15 protein-coding genes are annotated in these 15,727 nt (G+C 64.3%); 9 read left to right on the top strand and 6 right to left on the bottom strand.

From position 1 onward, the window contains the following. Positions 1-3 precede the first annotated feature (3 nt). Positions 4-1,128, bottom strand: a complete 1,125-nt coding sequence (locus tag NE547_RS02830; protein ID WP_256174685.1) for a cysteine desulfurase family protein — start codon at positions 1,126-1,128, stop codon at positions 4-6. A gap of 376 nt (positions 1,129-1,504) precedes the next feature. Between NE547_RS02830 and NE547_RS02825 the strand changes: the two genes are divergently transcribed. Then, positions 1,505-2,029, top strand: coding sequence for an N-acetyltransferase (locus tag NE547_RS02825; protein ID WP_256174684.1), 525 nt, complete (start codon positions 1,505-1,507; stop codon positions 2,027-2,029). Between the two features lie 76 nt (positions 2,030-2,105). Here the strand turns inward: NE547_RS02825 and NE547_RS02820 are convergent, their stop codons facing one another. After that, positions 2,106-3,764 carry an RNase J family beta-CASP ribonuclease gene (locus NE547_RS02820; RefSeq protein ID WP_256174683.1) on the bottom strand — a complete coding sequence of 553 codons (1,659 nt, stop codon included), beginning with the start codon at positions 3,762-3,764 and terminating at the stop codon, positions 2,106-2,108. Positions 3,765-4,022: 258 nt separating this feature from the next. Then, positions 4,023-6,353, bottom strand: a complete 2,331-nt coding sequence (locus tag NE547_RS02815) for a sugar phosphate nucleotidyltransferase (RefSeq protein WP_256174785.1) — start codon at positions 6,351-6,353, stop codon at positions 4,023-4,025. A gap of 133 nt (positions 6,354-6,486) precedes the next feature. Here NE547_RS02815 and NE547_RS02810 point away from each other — a divergent pair, with 133 nt between their 5' ends. From NE547_RS02810 to NE547_RS02795, 4 genes are all read left to right on the top strand, one after another. After that, positions 6,487-6,702 carry a DUF1653 domain-containing protein gene (locus NE547_RS02810; RefSeq protein WP_186907902.1) on the top strand — a complete coding sequence of 72 codons (216 nt, stop codon included), beginning with the start codon at positions 6,487-6,489 and terminating at the stop codon, positions 6,700-6,702. A 4-nt stretch (positions 6,703-6,706) separates the two neighbouring features. Then, positions 6,707-7,039 (top strand): arsenate reductase family protein, encoded by a 333-nt coding sequence (locus tag NE547_RS02805; protein ID WP_256174682.1) that lies wholly within the window; start codon positions 6,707-6,709, stop codon positions 7,037-7,039. 230 nt (positions 7,040-7,269) lie between these two features. Next, entirely contained in the window at positions 7,270-7,704 is a 435-nt protein-coding gene (locus NE547_RS02800; RefSeq protein ID WP_256174681.1) for an N-acetyltransferase, read from the top strand. A gap of 12 nt (positions 7,705-7,716) precedes the next feature. After that, entirely contained in the window at positions 7,717-8,574 is an 858-nt protein-coding gene (locus NE547_RS02795; protein WP_186907899.1) for an N-acetyltransferase, read from the top strand. A gap of 18 nt (positions 8,575-8,592) precedes the next feature. On the opposite strand, the gene NE547_RS02790 is transcribed toward NE547_RS02795, so the two are convergent. Continuing rightward, a complete protein-coding gene (locus NE547_RS02790; RefSeq protein WP_186907898.1) occupies positions 8,593-9,000 on the bottom strand; it encodes a GNAT family N-acetyltransferase in 408 nt (135 codons plus the stop codon). Beyond that, positions 8,997-9,998, bottom strand: coding sequence for a YafY family protein (locus tag NE547_RS02785; RefSeq protein ID WP_186907897.1), 1,002 nt, complete (start codon positions 9,996-9,998; stop codon positions 8,997-8,999). Before NE547_RS02785 ends, NE547_RS02790 begins: the two co-directional genes overlap by 4 nt. Positions 9,999-10,295: 297 nt before the next feature. Here NE547_RS02785 and NE547_RS02780 point away from each other — a divergent pair, with 297 nt between their 5' ends. Continuing rightward, positions 10,296-11,123 carry a C40 family peptidase gene (locus NE547_RS02780; protein WP_256174680.1) on the top strand — a complete coding sequence of 276 codons (828 nt, stop codon included), beginning with the start codon at positions 10,296-10,298 and terminating at the stop codon, positions 11,121-11,123. A gap of 114 nt (positions 11,124-11,237) precedes the next feature. Here the strand turns inward: NE547_RS02780 and NE547_RS02775 are convergent, their stop codons facing one another. Further along, positions 11,238-12,083, bottom strand: coding sequence for an NYN domain-containing protein (locus NE547_RS02775; protein WP_186907895.1), 846 nt, complete (start codon positions 12,081-12,083; stop codon positions 11,238-11,240). A 210-nt stretch (positions 12,084-12,293) separates the two neighbouring features. Here NE547_RS02775 and NE547_RS02770 point away from each other — a divergent pair, with 210 nt between their 5' ends. From NE547_RS02770 to NE547_RS02760, 3 genes are all read left to right on the top strand, one after another. Beyond that, the gene (locus NE547_RS02770) at positions 12,294-13,772 is read left to right on the top strand and encodes a carbon starvation protein A (protein ID WP_186906349.1); all 1,479 of its coding nucleotides are present in this window, start codon (positions 12,294-12,296) and stop codon (positions 13,770-13,772) included. Positions 13,773-13,916: 144 nt separating this feature from the next. Then, positions 13,917-14,384 (top strand): RNA polymerase sigma factor, encoded by a 468-nt coding sequence (locus NE547_RS02765; protein ID WP_186906348.1) that lies wholly within the window; start codon positions 13,917-13,919, stop codon positions 14,382-14,384. Beyond that, positions 14,384-15,691, top strand: a complete 1,308-nt coding sequence (locus NE547_RS02760) for a hypothetical protein (RefSeq protein ID WP_256174679.1) — start codon at positions 14,384-14,386, stop codon at positions 15,689-15,691. Before NE547_RS02765 ends, NE547_RS02760 begins: the two co-directional genes overlap by 1 nt. The last annotated feature ends 36 nt before the right edge of the window (positions 15,692-15,727 follow it).

Genomic DNA, 15,727 nt, shown 5'->3' with positions numbered 1-15,727 from the left:
CGGTCACCTCATTGCGATCCTGGTTTTAGTGATTTGGATCAACCCATCCCGCAGGGCGTCCACATCGGCACGGGTATTTTCCGGAGAAAAGGAAATGCGCAGCACCCCCATCAGGGTGCGCTTGGGCAGGCCCAGCGCGGCAAACACATGGCTTGGCTTACCCTTGTGGCAGGCGGAGCCGGAGGAGACGGATACACCCTGGTCGCTCAGGTCCCGTACCAGCATCTCGCTGGGATAGCCGGGCAGGCTGACGGCACAGATATGGGGGGCGTCTCCGGCGGAGACCACCTCCAGGCCGGGGACGGCCGCGAGGGTTTCCAGCGCATACTGTTTCAGCGCGGACAGGTGAGCCGGGAAGGAATCGTCCCAGGCGCGGCAGGCGGCGGCAAGGGCCGCGATCTGAGCGGTGGGCTCGGTCCCCGGGCGCCGGCCCTGCTCCTGACCGCCCCCCAGCAGCAGGGGGGACGGCTCCAGCCCCCGGCGGACGTACTGAACGCCGATCCCCTTGGGGGCGCGGATCTTATGGCCGCTGACGGTGAGCAGGTCCGCTCCAAGCTCCGCCGGAGTAAAGGGGACCTTCAAAAAAGCCTGCACGGCATCGGTGTGGAGCAGAGCGGGGCAGCCGGAGCGGCGGATGGCCTCGGCGGCCTGCCGCACGGGCTGCAGGGTGCCCAGCTCGTTGTTGACCAGCATCAGGGATACCAGCGCCGTGTCGGGCCGCAGAGCGGCCTGCAGATCTTCGCAGCGGATGCGCCCGCTCTTGTCCGGTTTGAGGTACGTGACCTCGCAGCCCTGGGCAGCCAGGGCGCGGACCGGCTCCAGCACGGCGGAGTGCTCGATGGCGGATACCACGATATGCCTGCCCCGGCGTTTGTTGAACTCCATGGCGGCACGAATGGACCAGTTGTCCCCCTCCGTGCCGCAGGAGGTGAAATACAGCTCCTCCGCCGCGCAGCCCAGCCGCTGGGCCACAACGGCCCGGTCTTCCGCCAGCCGCGCGGCCGCCGCGCGGCCCGCAGCATGACCGGAGGAGGGGTTCCCAAACCCCTCGGTCATCACTTCCAGCGCGGCCCGGGCGGCCTCGGGGCAGACACGGGTGGTCGCGGCGTTGTCCAGATAGGCGGGCATAAACAGTCACCTCTCAGCAGAGTTCGTACGATACAGCGTTCGCTTATTGTATCGCCCGGGAGGAGGAAAGTCAAGCTTGGCCGCCGGTTGCCAGGCGCTGCGGCCTGTGTTAAAATAATGTCTGCTGAATCAACCGCCAAGCGGTTTGTTCGTGCGGCTGCTGCCGCATCATTTCATCCAAAGGGCTATAAGTAGCCCTTTGGATAAATTGAGACATTGTTACAATGCGTATTTCTGCTGGAGTGCCGTATTGCTCCAGCGAAAGGTGCAAGGTTTTCTGGCTTATTTGCCAGAAGACTTTGCACCTGAACAAAGCCAATTGGCTTTGTTCAGTACGCATTAAAATAAAACGAAATCGAACATAAGGAGGTGCGGTATGTTTGAGGTAAAGGCCGCGGTACGCGGAGAATACGCCATGGTGCTGGACTTCTATGACCGGCTGACCGATGGGATGGAGCATGCAGAGTTCCCTCCCGGCTGGAAAAAGCGCGTCTACCCTACCGAGGACTTCCTGCGGGAGTCCATTGCAAGAGGAGAGCTGTTTTTGGGGCGCCTGGATGGGGCGCCGGCAGGCGTCATGGTGCTCAACCATATCAGCACGGATGGATACGCGCGGGTGGCGTGGAACGTGGATGCCCCGGCGGAGGCGGTCACAGTCATCCATGCCCTGGGGGTTGCACCGGAGCGCCAGGGCAGGGGGCTTGCCAAACAGCTGGTGAGGCAGGCGATCCACATTGCCCGCACAAAGCGGCAGCGGGCGCTGCGGCTGGACGTATTGGGCACCAACCTGCCCGCGCAGAAGCTGTATACCGCGATGGGCTTTCAGTACAGGACCACCCTGAAACTGTTCTATGAGGATACTGGTACCACGGACTATCTGCTCTACGAGCTGGTCCTGTGATGTTCCCCCGGCAGAAGAATCGGAAAGCGGAGGTCCGGCCTTTGGCCGGACCTCCGCTTTCCGATTCCTGGAACGCTTATACCTCCATGATAACAGGCAGGATCATGGGATTGCGTTTGGTCTTCTTGTAGAGGAAATTGGACAGGGCGTTTTTGACCTCGGTCTTGATGGCGGCCCAGTCGGAGCGGGAATCCCGCCGGCAGTTTTCCAAGGCGTTGACAGCCACCCGGCGCAGCTCCTCCATCAGTCCCTCGGACTCCTTCACGTAGACAAAGCCGCGGGTGATGATATCGGGGCCGGAGATGACGCTTCCGTCCTCGCCGGACATGGAGACCACCACCACGATCATGCCGTCCTCGGCCAGATGCTTGCGGTCCCGCAGCACCACGCTGCCTACATCGCCCACGCCGTAGCCGTCCACGAATACCCGGCCGGCGGGCACGGTGCCGTTGATCTTGGCGGAGTTGGGCGTCAGCTCGATGACCTTGCCGATGTCGCTGATGATGATGTGCCGGGGGTCCATCCCCATCTCCTGGGCCAGTTTGGCGTGGGTCTTCAGATGCCGCTGCTCGCCGTGGAGGGGGATGAAGAACTTGGGCTTGACCAGCGCATGGATGATCTTCAGCTCCTCCTGGCAGGCATGGCCGGAAACGTGGAGCGCGCCCAGCCGCTCATTGACCACTTCAGCGTCCTTGCGGTAGAGCTCATTGATGACGCTTCCAATGGAGTTTTCGTTGCCGGGGATGGCGGAGGCGGAGATGACGACCCGGTCGCCGGCCTGAATATCCACCTGACGGTGGGTGTTGAAGGCCATGCGGGTCAGGGCGGACATGGTCTCGCCCTGGCTGCCGGTGGTGATGATGCAGATCTTGTGTTTGGGCAGGCTCTTGATGTGGTTGAGGTCCACCAGCACGCCGTCCGGTATTTTCATATAGCCCAACTCAGTGGACACCCGCATGGCGTTCTCCATGCTGCGGCCGGTGACGGCCACCTTCCGTCCGTACCGCGCGGCCACGTCGATGATCTGCTGGATGCGGTCCACATTGGAGGCGAAGGTGGTGACAATGATCCGCTGCTCACAGCCCCGGAACAGTGCGTCAAAGGACGCGCCCACGCTGCGTTCGCTTTTGGTGAAGCCGGGGCGCTCCACGTTGGTGGAGTCGGCCAGCAGGGCCAACACGCCCTCCTTGCCCAGCTGTCCCAGGCGGCCCAGGTCCATCATGCCGCCCTGGATGGGTGTGGGGTCGATCTTGAAGTCGCCGGTATGGACCACCGTGCCCACGGGGGTCTTGATGGCGAAGCTCACCGCGTCGGCGATGGAGTGGTTGGCGTGGATGAATTCCACGGAGAATTTGCCCGCGCGGACGACCTCGCCCGCCTCGCAGGTAATGAGCTTGGTCTTGTCCAGCAGGCGGTGCTCCTCCAGCTTCAGCTTTACCAGGCCCGCCGTCATGCGGGTGGCGTAGATGGGGGCGTTCACGTCCCGCAGCAAGTAGGGGATGGAGCCGATGTGGTCCTCGTGTCCGTGGGTCAGGAAGATACCCCGAATGCGCTCGCGGTTTTTGATGAGATAGGTAAAGTCCGGGATGACCACATCGATGCCGTACATGTCGTCGTCCGGAAATCCCATGCCCACGTCTACGAGGATCATATCCCCGCCGTATTCGTATACGGTCAGGTTCTTGCCGATCTCGTTGAGGCCGCCCAGGGAAATAATTTTCAGTTTTTCTGCCATAAAAGTATGGAACACTCCTTTTCAAATTGAACGTTATCAAACGGTATGTAAGGACACAGCGGCGGCTTTGGGCGCACCAAAAGAAAGGCGGTCGCCGACCCGTTCTTCCCGGCCCTGCCTCGCCGGGAAAAAGGGCTGCACCAGACCGCCTGGCGCAAGGTATGCCCGCTGTGTCCTGCCTTATCAAAGCGCGATTGCCGCGCATAAAGCCAAATCAATCAATATCAGTATACCACAATTTGCAGGAAAAGTATACCTTTATTTTTGGCCGGACGGATCAGGGTCCAGCGCCCGGACCGTTCCGGCGTAAAAATCGCACAGCTCCCGGGCCAGCTCCGCGCTGACGGCCTCGCCGACCACCCGCAGGGCCGCGCGCCGGGTGAGCGGGGCCAGATACACCCAGCTCTCCCCCTGCCGCAGGCGCAGTCCCGCTCCGGTATCCTCCAGTCCGGGCAGGCCCTCCGCCAGGGCCTGCATCACCGCGCCCCGGTCGCCCCGGAGCGCCACCTCCCGGCGGCAGAGGGAAAAATGGGGGACCCTTCCGGCCAGCGCGTGCAGCCGCTCGCCCGTCACGCCCATATGGGCGCAGATACGGCAGGCGGCGAACAGGGCGTCCCGCAGCCAGGGCAGCTGGGCATAGCGCGCCCGGGCGCGCTCGCCGTCCCGGTTCAGGCGCAAAGCGCTGCCGTGGAAGGCTTCGGCCACGGCGTCGATGGCGGCGGGGGCGTCGGGGGGGACGGCCACGTTCCCTTCGCCCGCCTCGTACTCGATGAGCGCCACGATGGTCAGCAGGACCTCGGGAGAGAGCGGTTCGCCCTCCTCGTCCCAGGCCAGCAGCCGCAGGCCGCCCCGCTGGGTGCGAAATGCGGGCACGCCGGGCCGGGCCTGCCGGCCTACGCAGCAGCCCAGGGCGGACAGCGCCTCTGCCAGGTACCGGTCAGCCGCCGTCCGGCCGAGCACCGATACCTCCGTGTGCCGCAGGGGGGCGCGGCTGAGACGGGCGCGGCGGGCGGCGTCGGCGGAATAGGCCGCCCCCACGCCGGAGACGATCTCCCGCCGCCCTACCCGGCAGGCCGGGACGCGGGATTGCTCGCCCCGAAGAAGGGCGCCCTCCAGCTTGCGCTCCCTGGCCCGGCCAAGGGGCAGGCCCTGCCGGTCGAAGAGGCGCAGGTAGGCCATGTCCTCCACCTGCTCCACGAACAGGGAGACCGGCAGGGACCAGTTTTCCGCCAGCCAGGCCGCCGCGGAGGGGCCGGCGGCGTCGTGCTCCAATACCTTGGCCCCGGCGGCGCAGGCGCCGCAGCAGGCCGCCTGGGCCAGCATCCGGGCGCCCTCGCCGCCGCAGTGGCCGACGCCTACCGTGCCTTCGGCGCCCAGGGCACCGCCGAGCAGGAGCAGCACCTCTGCCGTCAGCTCTTCCCCAATGGAGCCCCGGAGGATCCCACCGTCGGAAAAGGAGGGGGGCCCCGAAAGGGAGCCGGAGGTCAGGCAGGCGCCCAGCCGCACCCCGCCGCCCACCACCCGGCGGGGCCAGACCCTGGCCCCCTCCAGCAGGATCGCGTCCCGGCCGGCTGCGGCCCCTTCGCCCAGCACCGCGCCTTCGTTGAGGACGGCTCCGGTATGGACACGGGCATCCTTGCACAGAATGGCGCCGTAAAGTGTGGTGCGGTCGCCCGCCGATGCGCCGTGGAACACGCTGCGCTGGACCAGCGCGCGCTTGCCCACGGTGCTTCCCGCGCCCAACGCTACGTGAGGGCCGATGAGGGAGCCGGGGCCTACGGTCACGTTGGCGCCGAGATAGCAGGGGGGCACCAGTTCCACATCGGCAGGCAGAGGACTGGCCGACCAGATGCCGGGCGCCACCCGGGCCGCGCCCAGGTCCAGCTTCACCTTGCCTGAAAGCGCGTCGGCCACGCAGTCCAGATAGGCCCTGCAGTCTCCCATATCGCACCAGTAGCCCTCGCTCACACAGCCGTACAGGGCCTCGCCGCGCTCCATCAGCGCTGGAAACAGGTCCCGGGCAAAGTCGAAGGGCTTGCCCTCGGGCACCAGATCCATGGCGCGCCGGGTGAGCAGATAGATGCCGGTGTTGACCTGATTGGTGACGACCTGTCCCCAGGCCGGTTTTTCCACAAAACGCTCCACCCGGCCCTCCGGGTCGGTGAGCACCAGGCCGTATTCCAGAGGCGTGGGGTGCCGGTGGAGCACCAGGGTGGCCGCCGGGCGGCGGGTGGCGTGGAAGTCCATGGCCTGCTTCAGGTCCAGGTCGCACACCGCGTCGCCGCTGATGACCAGAAAGTCCTCGTCCCCCAAAAAGGGCATGCAGTTTTTTACGCCGCCCGCGGTACCAAGGGGCTCCGTCTCGGTAAAGTAGCGCAGGTGCACGCCCTGGACGGCCCCGTCCCCAAAATGATCGGTGACCGCCCGGGGCATGTAGTGGAGCGTGACGGCGATCTCAGTAATGCCGCTGCGGCGCAGCAGGGAGATGATGTGTTCCATCACGGGCTTGTCGAACAGGGGGGTCATGGGCTTGGGCAGTCCCAGACTCAGAGGGCGCAGACGCGTCCCCTCTCCCCCGGCCAAAATCACGGCTTTCAAACGGAAACCATCCTTTCAGGCGTTTTCCGCTAGTATTGCCCGTCTGCAGGGGATTTAGCCCGTCAAACTTGTCTTTCTGGAAAGACTGTGCTAAAATGAGCAAAAAGTTGGTTCGGAGGCCGATATGGAAGAGATTCGTCCGGGGAAATACCGGCATTTCAAGGGAAAGGAATACCGTGTGCTCACGACCGCCTGCCATTCGGAGACGCTGGAACGCATGGTGGTCTACCAGGCCCTTTACGGCGAGGGGGGCGTGTGGGTGCGTCCGGCGGCCATGTGGGGCGAACTTGTGGAGCGGGACGGCTATTCCGGCCCCCGTTTTGTGTTTGTGGAGGAATAGGGACATGAACCTTCAGATCTTCGGCAAATCCAAATGCTTTGATACCAAGAAGGCTGAGCGGTATTTCAAGGAGCGGCGGGTCAAGTTCCAATCCATCGACCTGGTGAAGTACGGCATCAGTCCCGGGGAGCTCAGCAGCGTGAAGAACGCCGTGGGGCTGCAGGCGCTCATTGACCCCAAGCACCCGGATGCGGCCCTGCTGAATTATCTGGCCTGCGACGCGGACAAGCTGGAGAAGCTGCTGGCCGACCCGCGCCTGCTCAAGACCCCGATCGTCCGCAACGGCAGGCAGGCCACCGTGGGCTATCAGCCCGAGGTCTGGAAAAACTGGGAATGAGGGCTTGACGGGTGCGCGATGCCGTGGTATAGTGAACGGGCGGCAGGTTCTGCCGACAAAGGAAATGAAAGGGAGTGGGCATATGAAAAAGACCGTCAAAACCGTGCCGCTCCCTGCCCGTTCTGCCGTGTGATGTTCTGCGCATTTCGCAGCTGCAGTGAAAAAGGGCCCGGAGCGGTAGCGATCCGCCCCGGGCCTTTTTGCGCCCAAATTGGAAAGGAGAACTGCAAATGATCACACTACAGGAAATTCATATGGAACAATTCTGGGACGTCATCGACCTGTCCGTCCGGCCGGAGCAGGCGGAGTTTTGTACCCCCAACGCCGTTTCCATCGCCCAGTCCAAAGTGCAGAGCGAGTGTATTCCCCTGGCCATCTATGACGGGGAAACGCCGGTGGGCTTTCTTATGTACTGCGTGGACCGGGACGACGGGGAGTGGTGGATCTACCGGTTGATGGTGGACGCGCGCTTCCAGGGGAGAGGCTGCGGTACGGCGGCGCTTGCGCTTGTGTTGGAGCGGATGCGTGCCGACGCCACCCGCAGCCGGGTCTTTCTGGGCGTGCATCGGCAGGCCGCGGCGGCGGTGGCGCTCTATGAGCGCGCCGGCTTTCGTTTCACCGGGCAGGTATTCGGCGCGGAGCATATCATGCGCCTGGATTGGTAAGGAGAAAGCGCGATGAAATGGATCCAGACCCACGCCCTGACGGCGCGGCAGCAGGAGCAGATCCGGTCCCTGCAGGAGACCTGCCGCCGGGCGGAGCCCTTTGGACACAGCGTGTTCCTTTCGGGGGAGCTCAACCACTTTGGGGAGATGGACTGCTTTTTCCTGGGCTATGAGGGGCAGGCGCTGGCGGCCGTTCTGACGCTGTTCCAGCCGGATGCGCGGGAGGCGGAGGTAACCGCCTTCGTCCGCCCCGACCTGCGGCGGCAGGGGCGCTTTACCGCGCTCTTTGCCGCCGCCCGGGCAGAGCTGGAACGCTTCGGCGTCTCTTCGGTGCTGTTCTTCCACGAGCCGGTGTGCGCCAGCGGGGGAGAAGTGCTCAAGCGCTTTCCAGTGGAGCGCCACCATACGGAATATCTGATGGAATATGACCGGACGGCTGCGCCGGCCGTTCCGGTCCTGCCTCTGGAGCTGGAGCCGGCGACGCGGGAACTGCTGCCCCGGCTGGCGGAGCTCTCGGCCGCCGCCTTCGGGGACGCGGCGGCCGATTCCAGAGAGAAGGTGGAGCGCTTTTTTACCGCGCCTGCTGTGAGCGGCTATGCCGCGCGGCTGGATGGACGCGTGGCGGGGCACCTATTCTGCAACACCGAGGGCGGGGAGGCCTACCTCTGCGACTTTTGTGTGGAGCCCGCCCTCCAGGGGCGGGGGATCGGCCGGTCGATCCTGGCGCTGGTCCTGGCGCGCGTCCGGCGGGAGACCGAGCTGCCCATCCGGCTGGAGGTGGACGCGGTCAACGACCGTGCGCTGGGACTGTATACCGCCTGCGGCTTCCGGGAGACCGCACGGTGCGATTACTGGCGCATGGCGCTGTGACGGCGGCGCAGCGGGACGCTACAGCTCTTTGCAGAAAAAATATTGTCCATGTGTCCCGAAGCAGGGCTCCAGAGCGCCGAAACAGCGGTAGCCCTGCTTTTCATAAAAGCCCGGCGCCTGAAACGAAAAGGTGTTCAGCAGAACGCGCCGGGCGCCCTGGCGCCGTCCCTCTTCCTCCACCCGGCGGAGCAGGGCGGCGCCCAGGCCGTCCCCGCGGGCGGAGGGCTCCACATACAAAAAGTCCACCGTCACGCAGTCCAGGTCCCGGGAGGCGGCAATGCCGCCCAGCGGCGCTGCGTCCGGCCCCCGGACGCAGAAATTCAGTTCGCCGCAGTCGGTGATATATTGGGCGTTATACGCCCGGATGCGGTCGTGGACCCAGTCTGCCGTGTCCGTGCCGCAGGGGTCGATCGGAATGCCGTTCACAGAGATTCCTCCTTCCGGTACAGGCGCTGTACGGCCTGCAGCTGTGCGTTCAGCTCGTCCACCGCCCAGGCCGGGGAACAGACCTCCACCCCGTCGCCCAGGCCGAAGATCCAGCCCAAAAACTGGGGGCTGACCACGGCGGAGACGGTGACGGTGAACCGATCCTCCCCATCGGGGATGAGAATGGCCTCCTGGCCGAAGCGGTCCAGCACCACCCCCACCAGGTGGCTGCGGCAGCGCAGGCGCACCTGTCCCTCCCGGCCGGAAAACATACCGAAGTGTTTTTGGGAATAGGATGCAATATCGAAGTTCCGGCACGCCTCGTCCCCCTGAAGAGGCAGGCAGGTCACGGCCAGTTCCGCCATCTTGTCCACCCGGTAGTGGCGCATCTCGCGCCTGGCGTGGTCAAATCCGGCCAGGTAATAATTCTCGTTGTCCCAGATCAGTCCGTAGGGGGACACGGCGTAGCGCTTCCCGTCCCGGCGGAAGACCTTCTCCTTGCGCATGTTGTACTCGAAGTATTTGAAGGTCACCGCCCGGCGGGCGTTGAGGGCCGTATGGAGCTTGTCGATGGTGTAATAGACGCTCTCGTTCATCGCCTTCACACGCCCGGCCACATAGACCTGCCGCTGGAGCTGGCGGGCCTGATGGACGCTGGAGAGGGACTCCAGCTTGCGGATGAGCGCGTCGCTCTTCCTGCGGGTGATAAAACGGCAGGCCTGCACCGCGTCCACCAGCAGCTTGAGTTCGGGCAGCTCAAAGGGACGCTCGCCCAGAAACCAGCCCGGAGCCTTCCCCTTGCGGCTCTGCACGTCCAGGCCGAAGGTGCGCAGCGTCTCCATATCATCGTAGATGCTCTTGCGCTCGGCATGGATATCCATGCCCTCCAATGCGTCGATGAGCTCCTGTACGGTCAGGGGATGCTCCTCGTCGGTGCGCTCCCAGAGAAGCTGGCACAGGCAGAGCAGTTTGCGTTTTTGGTTGGGGCTTCTCGCCATATCCATTCCTCCTTCCTATGCTTATCCTAACGGAGAAGAGGTCCGATAGATCGGACTTTTCCGAGGCGGGCACGAAACAAAGCCGCGGCCCTTGAGGGGCGGGGCGTTTCAGGCGCTTTGCCCCTGTTCGAGTACGGGGGGCGGACGGGATCGTGCGAGCCCCCGCCGGGCACCGCTTTGCAGCAAGGCCTGAAGGGTGTAAAAAAGGCTGCTGCCGCGCGAAGAAACCGCAAAGCGGCTTCTTCAGCAGGCATGTATAGTATACCGTATGCTGCCTGAGAAAGCGAGGATTTTTGTATGAGAGCTGTGGTCTGCGTTCCCATCTGCCCCCTCCATGTCCGTCCCCAGGCCGATGCGCCCCTGGCCGACGAGGCGCTGTGCGGCTGGCCCCTGGAACTGCTGGAGCAGCCCTGCCCCGGGTGGTTCCGGGTGCGTACCCGGTACCGCTATGAGGGGTTTGCCCCCGCCTGGGCCCTGACGGTGGGGGAGGGGGGAGCGGCGCGCTGGGCGGAGCGGGAAAAGCGGCTCGTCTGGAAGGCGGCCGCCGATGTGCTGGACCGCCCCGCCGTCCAGGGATGCGTCATGACCACGCTGCTGCGGGGCTGCCTGGCGGCCCCTCTGGGAGAGGCGGAGGAAGGCTGGCAGGAGCTGGCCCTTCCCGACGGCCGGACGGGCTATACAAAACGTGATTTTTTGGAAGAATACTACGAAACGGCGCCTCAAATCGACCCGGCGGCCCTGCGCCGCCGGGTGGCCGACGCAGCCTTGGCCTACTTGGGCGTCCAGTACCGTTGGGGCGGCAAGTCCTCTCTGGGGCTGGACTGCTCGGGCCTGGCCTTTATGGCCTGGTTTGCAAACGGCGTGCTCCTGTATCGGGACGCGCAGATCGTCCCCGGCTTCCCCGTGCGGGAGATTCCCCGGGAAACGATGGACGTGGCCGACCTGCTCTTTTTCCCCGGACATGTGGCGCTGTATCTGGGCGGGGGGCGGTATCTCCACTCCACCGCCCGGGCGGGGAGCAGCGGCGTGGTGATCAACAGCCTGGACCCGCTGGCGCCCGATTACCGGTCCGATCTGGCCCAGTCCCTCACGGCGGTGGGGAGCGTGTTTCCGCTGGAAGAATGAGGCGGAAAACGGCGGCTTTACGGCCGTCCTCTCCCTGATGGAAAGACTCCGAAGGGCTTTCTGGCAAGCGGAACGGCGTTTCCCGGCAGACCTGCCGGGAAACGCCGTTCTTTTTTATTTGCGCTGCCTGTCCCGGACAAAGATGTGCTTCACGTGGGGCAGACTGGTCTGGCGCACGTCCACCTCGAAGCGGTCCAGCGCGCGTACCAGATTGGTGAGCTTGGAAAAGCCGAAGTTCCGGGGATCGAAATCGGGCTGCTTTTTCACCAGCAGATTGCCCAGATCCCCCATAAAGGTGTACCCGTCCTCGTCGGCCAGCATATCCAGGGAGTCCGCGATGAGCGTAATGATCTCCGGCGGCACGCCGTCGGCGGGCCCGGGAGCGGACGGCTCCGGTTCGGGGGCCGGGGAGGGATCTTCCGGCTTTTTCTTGGAGCTTTTCTTGGTTTTTGCGGTCTTTTCTTCTCTGGGAGGCTCCGTCCGGGCCTGTTCCTCCGCCCGCGCCTGGTCCGCGGCGGAACGGATGACCTCGATATAGACGAATTTGTCGCAGGCCACGATGAAGGGAGAGGGGGTCTTCCGCTCTCCCATGCCGTAGACCTTTTTGCCTGCCTCCCGCAGGCGCACGGCCAGGCGGGTGAAGTCGGAATCGCTGCTGACCAGCACGAAGCCGTCCACCTCCCCAGTGTAAAGGATATCCATGGCGTCGATGATCATGGCCGAATCGGTGGAATTCTTGCCGGTGGTGTAGCCGTACTGCTGGATGGGGGTGATGGCGTTCTCCAGCAGGATCGGTTTCCAGGAGGCCATGTTGGGGGTGGTCCAGTCCCCGTAAATGCGCTTGATGGTAGGGGTGCCGTAAACGGCGATCTCCGCCATCACGTCCCGCATGGCGGTGCGGGAGGCGTTGTCCGCGTCGATGAGCACCGCCAGACGCAGGTCGTTGGGATTGTCGGGCATGTCGGTCCCTCCTTGTTTCAAAAGTAGTATAGCACAAAACAGCTGCAATTGGCAATCAAATCCAGTCAAAAGCCGTAAAACGCGAAAAAACTTTAAAAAGCAACTTGACTTTTTCGGGGCGAGAACTATAATGTAGTCGTCAAAGGGGGCAGGGAGGCTTCGAAGAAGAAGCCGGCATGCCGCCCTATCTTTTTTGAGGAGGGAATATCCATGATCACGTTCTTTGTATGTCTGGCCCTGCTCATCGTTGGCTTTTTGACCTACAGCAAGCTGGTGGAGCGCATCTTCCGAATCGATGACCGCCCCACCCCCGCGGTGGCCCACCCCGACGGTGTAGATTACGTTCCGATGAAGCCCTGGCGCATCTTCCTGGTCCAGCTGCTGAATATAGCCGGTCTGGGGCCCATCTATGGCGCGCTGTCCGGTGCCTGCTGGGGCCCGTCCGTTTACTTGTGGATCGTCTTCGGCACCATTTTGGGCGGCGGCGTACATGATTTTCTGTCCGGCATGATGAGCGAGCGCAACGACGGCAAGTCGATCTCCGAGGTCGTCGGACTGTATATGGGCAAGGTCATCACCTTCATCATGCGGGTGTTCTCCGTGGTCCTGCTGGTGATGGTGGGCGTCAACTTCTCCGTCGGCCCCGCCGCGCTGCTGGCCAAGCTGACGCCCGAGGCGCTGAGCACCATGTTCTGGCTGGTGGCCATCATGGTCTATTATCTGATCGCCACCTTCCTGCCCATCGACAAGATCATTGGCAAGCTCTATCCCATCTTCGGTATCTGCCTGATTGTCATGGCCCTCGGTATCGGAGGCGCCACCGTTCTCCTCCGGGGCTCCGACATGCCCGAGCTGACGCTGGCTTCCCTGGCGGCGGTGCATCCCAACAGCCTGCCCAAGTGGGCGATGATGTTCGTTACGGTGGCCTGCGGCGCGATTTCCGGCTTCCATGCCACCCAGTCCCCCATGATGGCCCGCTGCATCACCAGCGAGAAGCAGGGCCGCGGCATCTTTTACGGCGCGATGGTGGCTGAGGGCGTTATCGCGCTGATCTGGGCGGCCGCCGGCGTCACCTTTTATACCAATCACGGCTCTCTGCTGGACGGCATGAGCGGCCTGACCACAGCCATCGCCGCCGGCGGCGCGGGCGATGTGGTGTACGAGATCTCGACTACGCTGCTGGGGCCTGTGGGCGGCGTGCTGGCGATGATCGGCGTGATCGCCTGTCCCATTACCTCCGGTGATACGGCGTATCGTTCCGCACGGCTGACCATCGCAGACTGGTTCCACATCGATCAGTCCAGGACCGGCCCCCGTGCGGCGCTGTCCGTGCCTCTGCTGGCCGTGGGTGCGCTCATCGCTCTGGCGCTGCCCTGGGATGTGCTGTGGCGCTATTTTTCCTGGGCCAACCAGACCCTGGCCATGATCGTGCTGTGGACCGGCGCGGTGTTCCTGCACAAATACGGGTTCCCGCCCAAGGCCTGCCTGATCGCGGCGCTGCCCGCCACGTTTATGTCTGCGGTGTCCGTGACCTACTTCTTCCAGGCACCGGAGTGCCTGGGGCTGTCCACAGCCGTTGCCTACCCTGTGGGCCTTGTCGTGGCCGCGCTGTTCCTGGCCGTCTTTGTTTGGCGTGTTCTGGTCGTCGGGAAGGACGACGTGACGGCGCTGACCGCTGCGGCCAAGTGACATGGCGGCTTACCGGAAAAGATGGAAGGCATTTTGCAAAAACCGCGGGACGGATTTCCGTCCCGCGGTTTTTGCGCAAATCTGTGCCGCGTTTGCAGCAATTTGCCGTCTAAAAGCGTATATAGAGTGAAAGGGGGAGGGAAGATGACAGACCCCGGCCGGCTGGAACTTCTGGTCTGTACCTATGAACACGCCATGTACCGCACCGCCCTTGCCATTTTGGGCGACTGCCATGAGGCGGAGGACGCGGTACAGGACGCCTTTGTCAAATATCTGGAGAAAGCCCCCGCCTTCGCAAGCGGGGAGCATGAACGGGCGTGGCTGCTGCGGGTGCTGATAAACGGCTGCAAAAGCCGTCTGCGCGCGCCCTGGCGGAGGCGCACAACACCCCTGCTGGATACGTATCCCGCCGCCGCTGAGGAGGAGCGCCTGGCGCTGGAGGAGATATCCGCTCTGCCGCCCAAGGAGCGGGCGGTGATCCACCTTTATTATTATGAGGGCTACCCGACGGCGGAGATCGCCGCTCTGACCGGGGAGCGGGAGGGGACCGTCCGCTCCCGGCTGACCCGGGCCCGCGCCCGCCTGCGGGAATTGCTGAAAGGAGAGACGTAATGAACGGCTACCGTTCCTATTTTGACCGAGTCCGCCTGAGCGAGGCACAGCACCGACGGCTGATGGAGGCGCTGGACAGAACGCGGCGTACCCGGCCTGCGCCGAAGGCGCGCCGTCCCAGCCGCTGGGCGGCGGCGGTGGCGGCCTGCGGTGTACTGGCGCTGGCGGCTTATCCGATACGGCATGCAGGGGGGCTGCCGCGTCCCAGCGCCGGAGCGGCACAGTCTCCGGCGCCCGTCGAGACCGGGGCCGCGTCCACCCGGGCGCCGCAGGCGGGGGCGGAATACGTTCTGGAGGTGGGGGACCCCTTTGCGGGACAGCACCATTCTGATTTTAGTCTGCCGGCGCTGGAATTCACGTACTGCGATTTCTCAAAGCACCTGGAGCTCGACTATGCCCCGCCTGCGGATTATTCCGTGTACCGGTTGACGGCGGAGGACATCGTAAGGGCGGTAGGCGGTACGGAGCAGGCGCCCTGGACCCTGGGATGGGAGGGTTTTGCTCTGGGTGGAAACGCCTGGATCGACGGCGGCGGGGCGCTGCTGTGGGCGGCGATCACGGGAAAACGCGACGGCTCCAGCGCCGAGATCGAGCTTTGGCTGGCGTCCGGCGGCCTGCCGCCCACCGACGTGGCCTATGAGGAGGCGGAGCAGACGGAATATGACGGCACTGCCGTTACCCTCTATTACACCGACGTGGGCAGCGGCGATTGGCGCTATTATGCGGACTTTATGTGCGGAGATACCGGCGTGCGCTTCCAGTGTACCAGCCGGGACCAGGACGAAGCGGCGCGGCTGGCGGCGCTGGCGGTCCGGCAGATCGGCTACGGCGGCTTTACCGTCGAGGGGCTGGAGCCCGACGAGGGTGCGCTGGTATACGCCAGCCGCAGAACGGACCTGTCGCTGGAGGATCTGCGGGCCGACCCTTTGGGCGCTTGGCTGCCCGCTAAACTGCCGGAAGGGTTTGCATTTGAAAGCGGCGGCAGGCAGACCATGCGGGACGTCGATACGCTCTTCGCCTCCTGGAGCCGGGGATACGATTACGTGGAGCTGTCGGTGGCCCGCTTTCCAACCTCGGCCTCGCTGCCCGCAGCGGATCTCAAAGCGGGCGCGGTCACGGCCGAAGCGCTGAAGACGTTCGGGCGTTACGTGGAGGACGACGCCGGAGACGTTCCCGGCTGGCGCTTTCAGTTTACCGTGGACGCCGGAGCGGCGTCCGTGCGCTACACGCTCAAGGGCCTTTCGCCGGAGGAGGCGGCTGCGCTGGTCAACGGCGCGGTTCCCCCTGCCGGAGGCGACGGGCCATAACGCGCAGAGGGGGCCGCCGCGTGGCACGCGGCGGCC

The sequence above is a fragment of the Flavonifractor sp. DFI.6.63 genome (assembly GCF_024462255.1).
Lineage (GTDB): Bacteria > Bacillota > Clostridia > Oscillospirales > Oscillospiraceae > Lawsonibacter_A > Lawsonibacter_A hominis.
The sequence above is the reverse complement of the archived record's forward strand: the minus strand, read 5'-3'. Positions and strand labels throughout refer to the sequence as shown.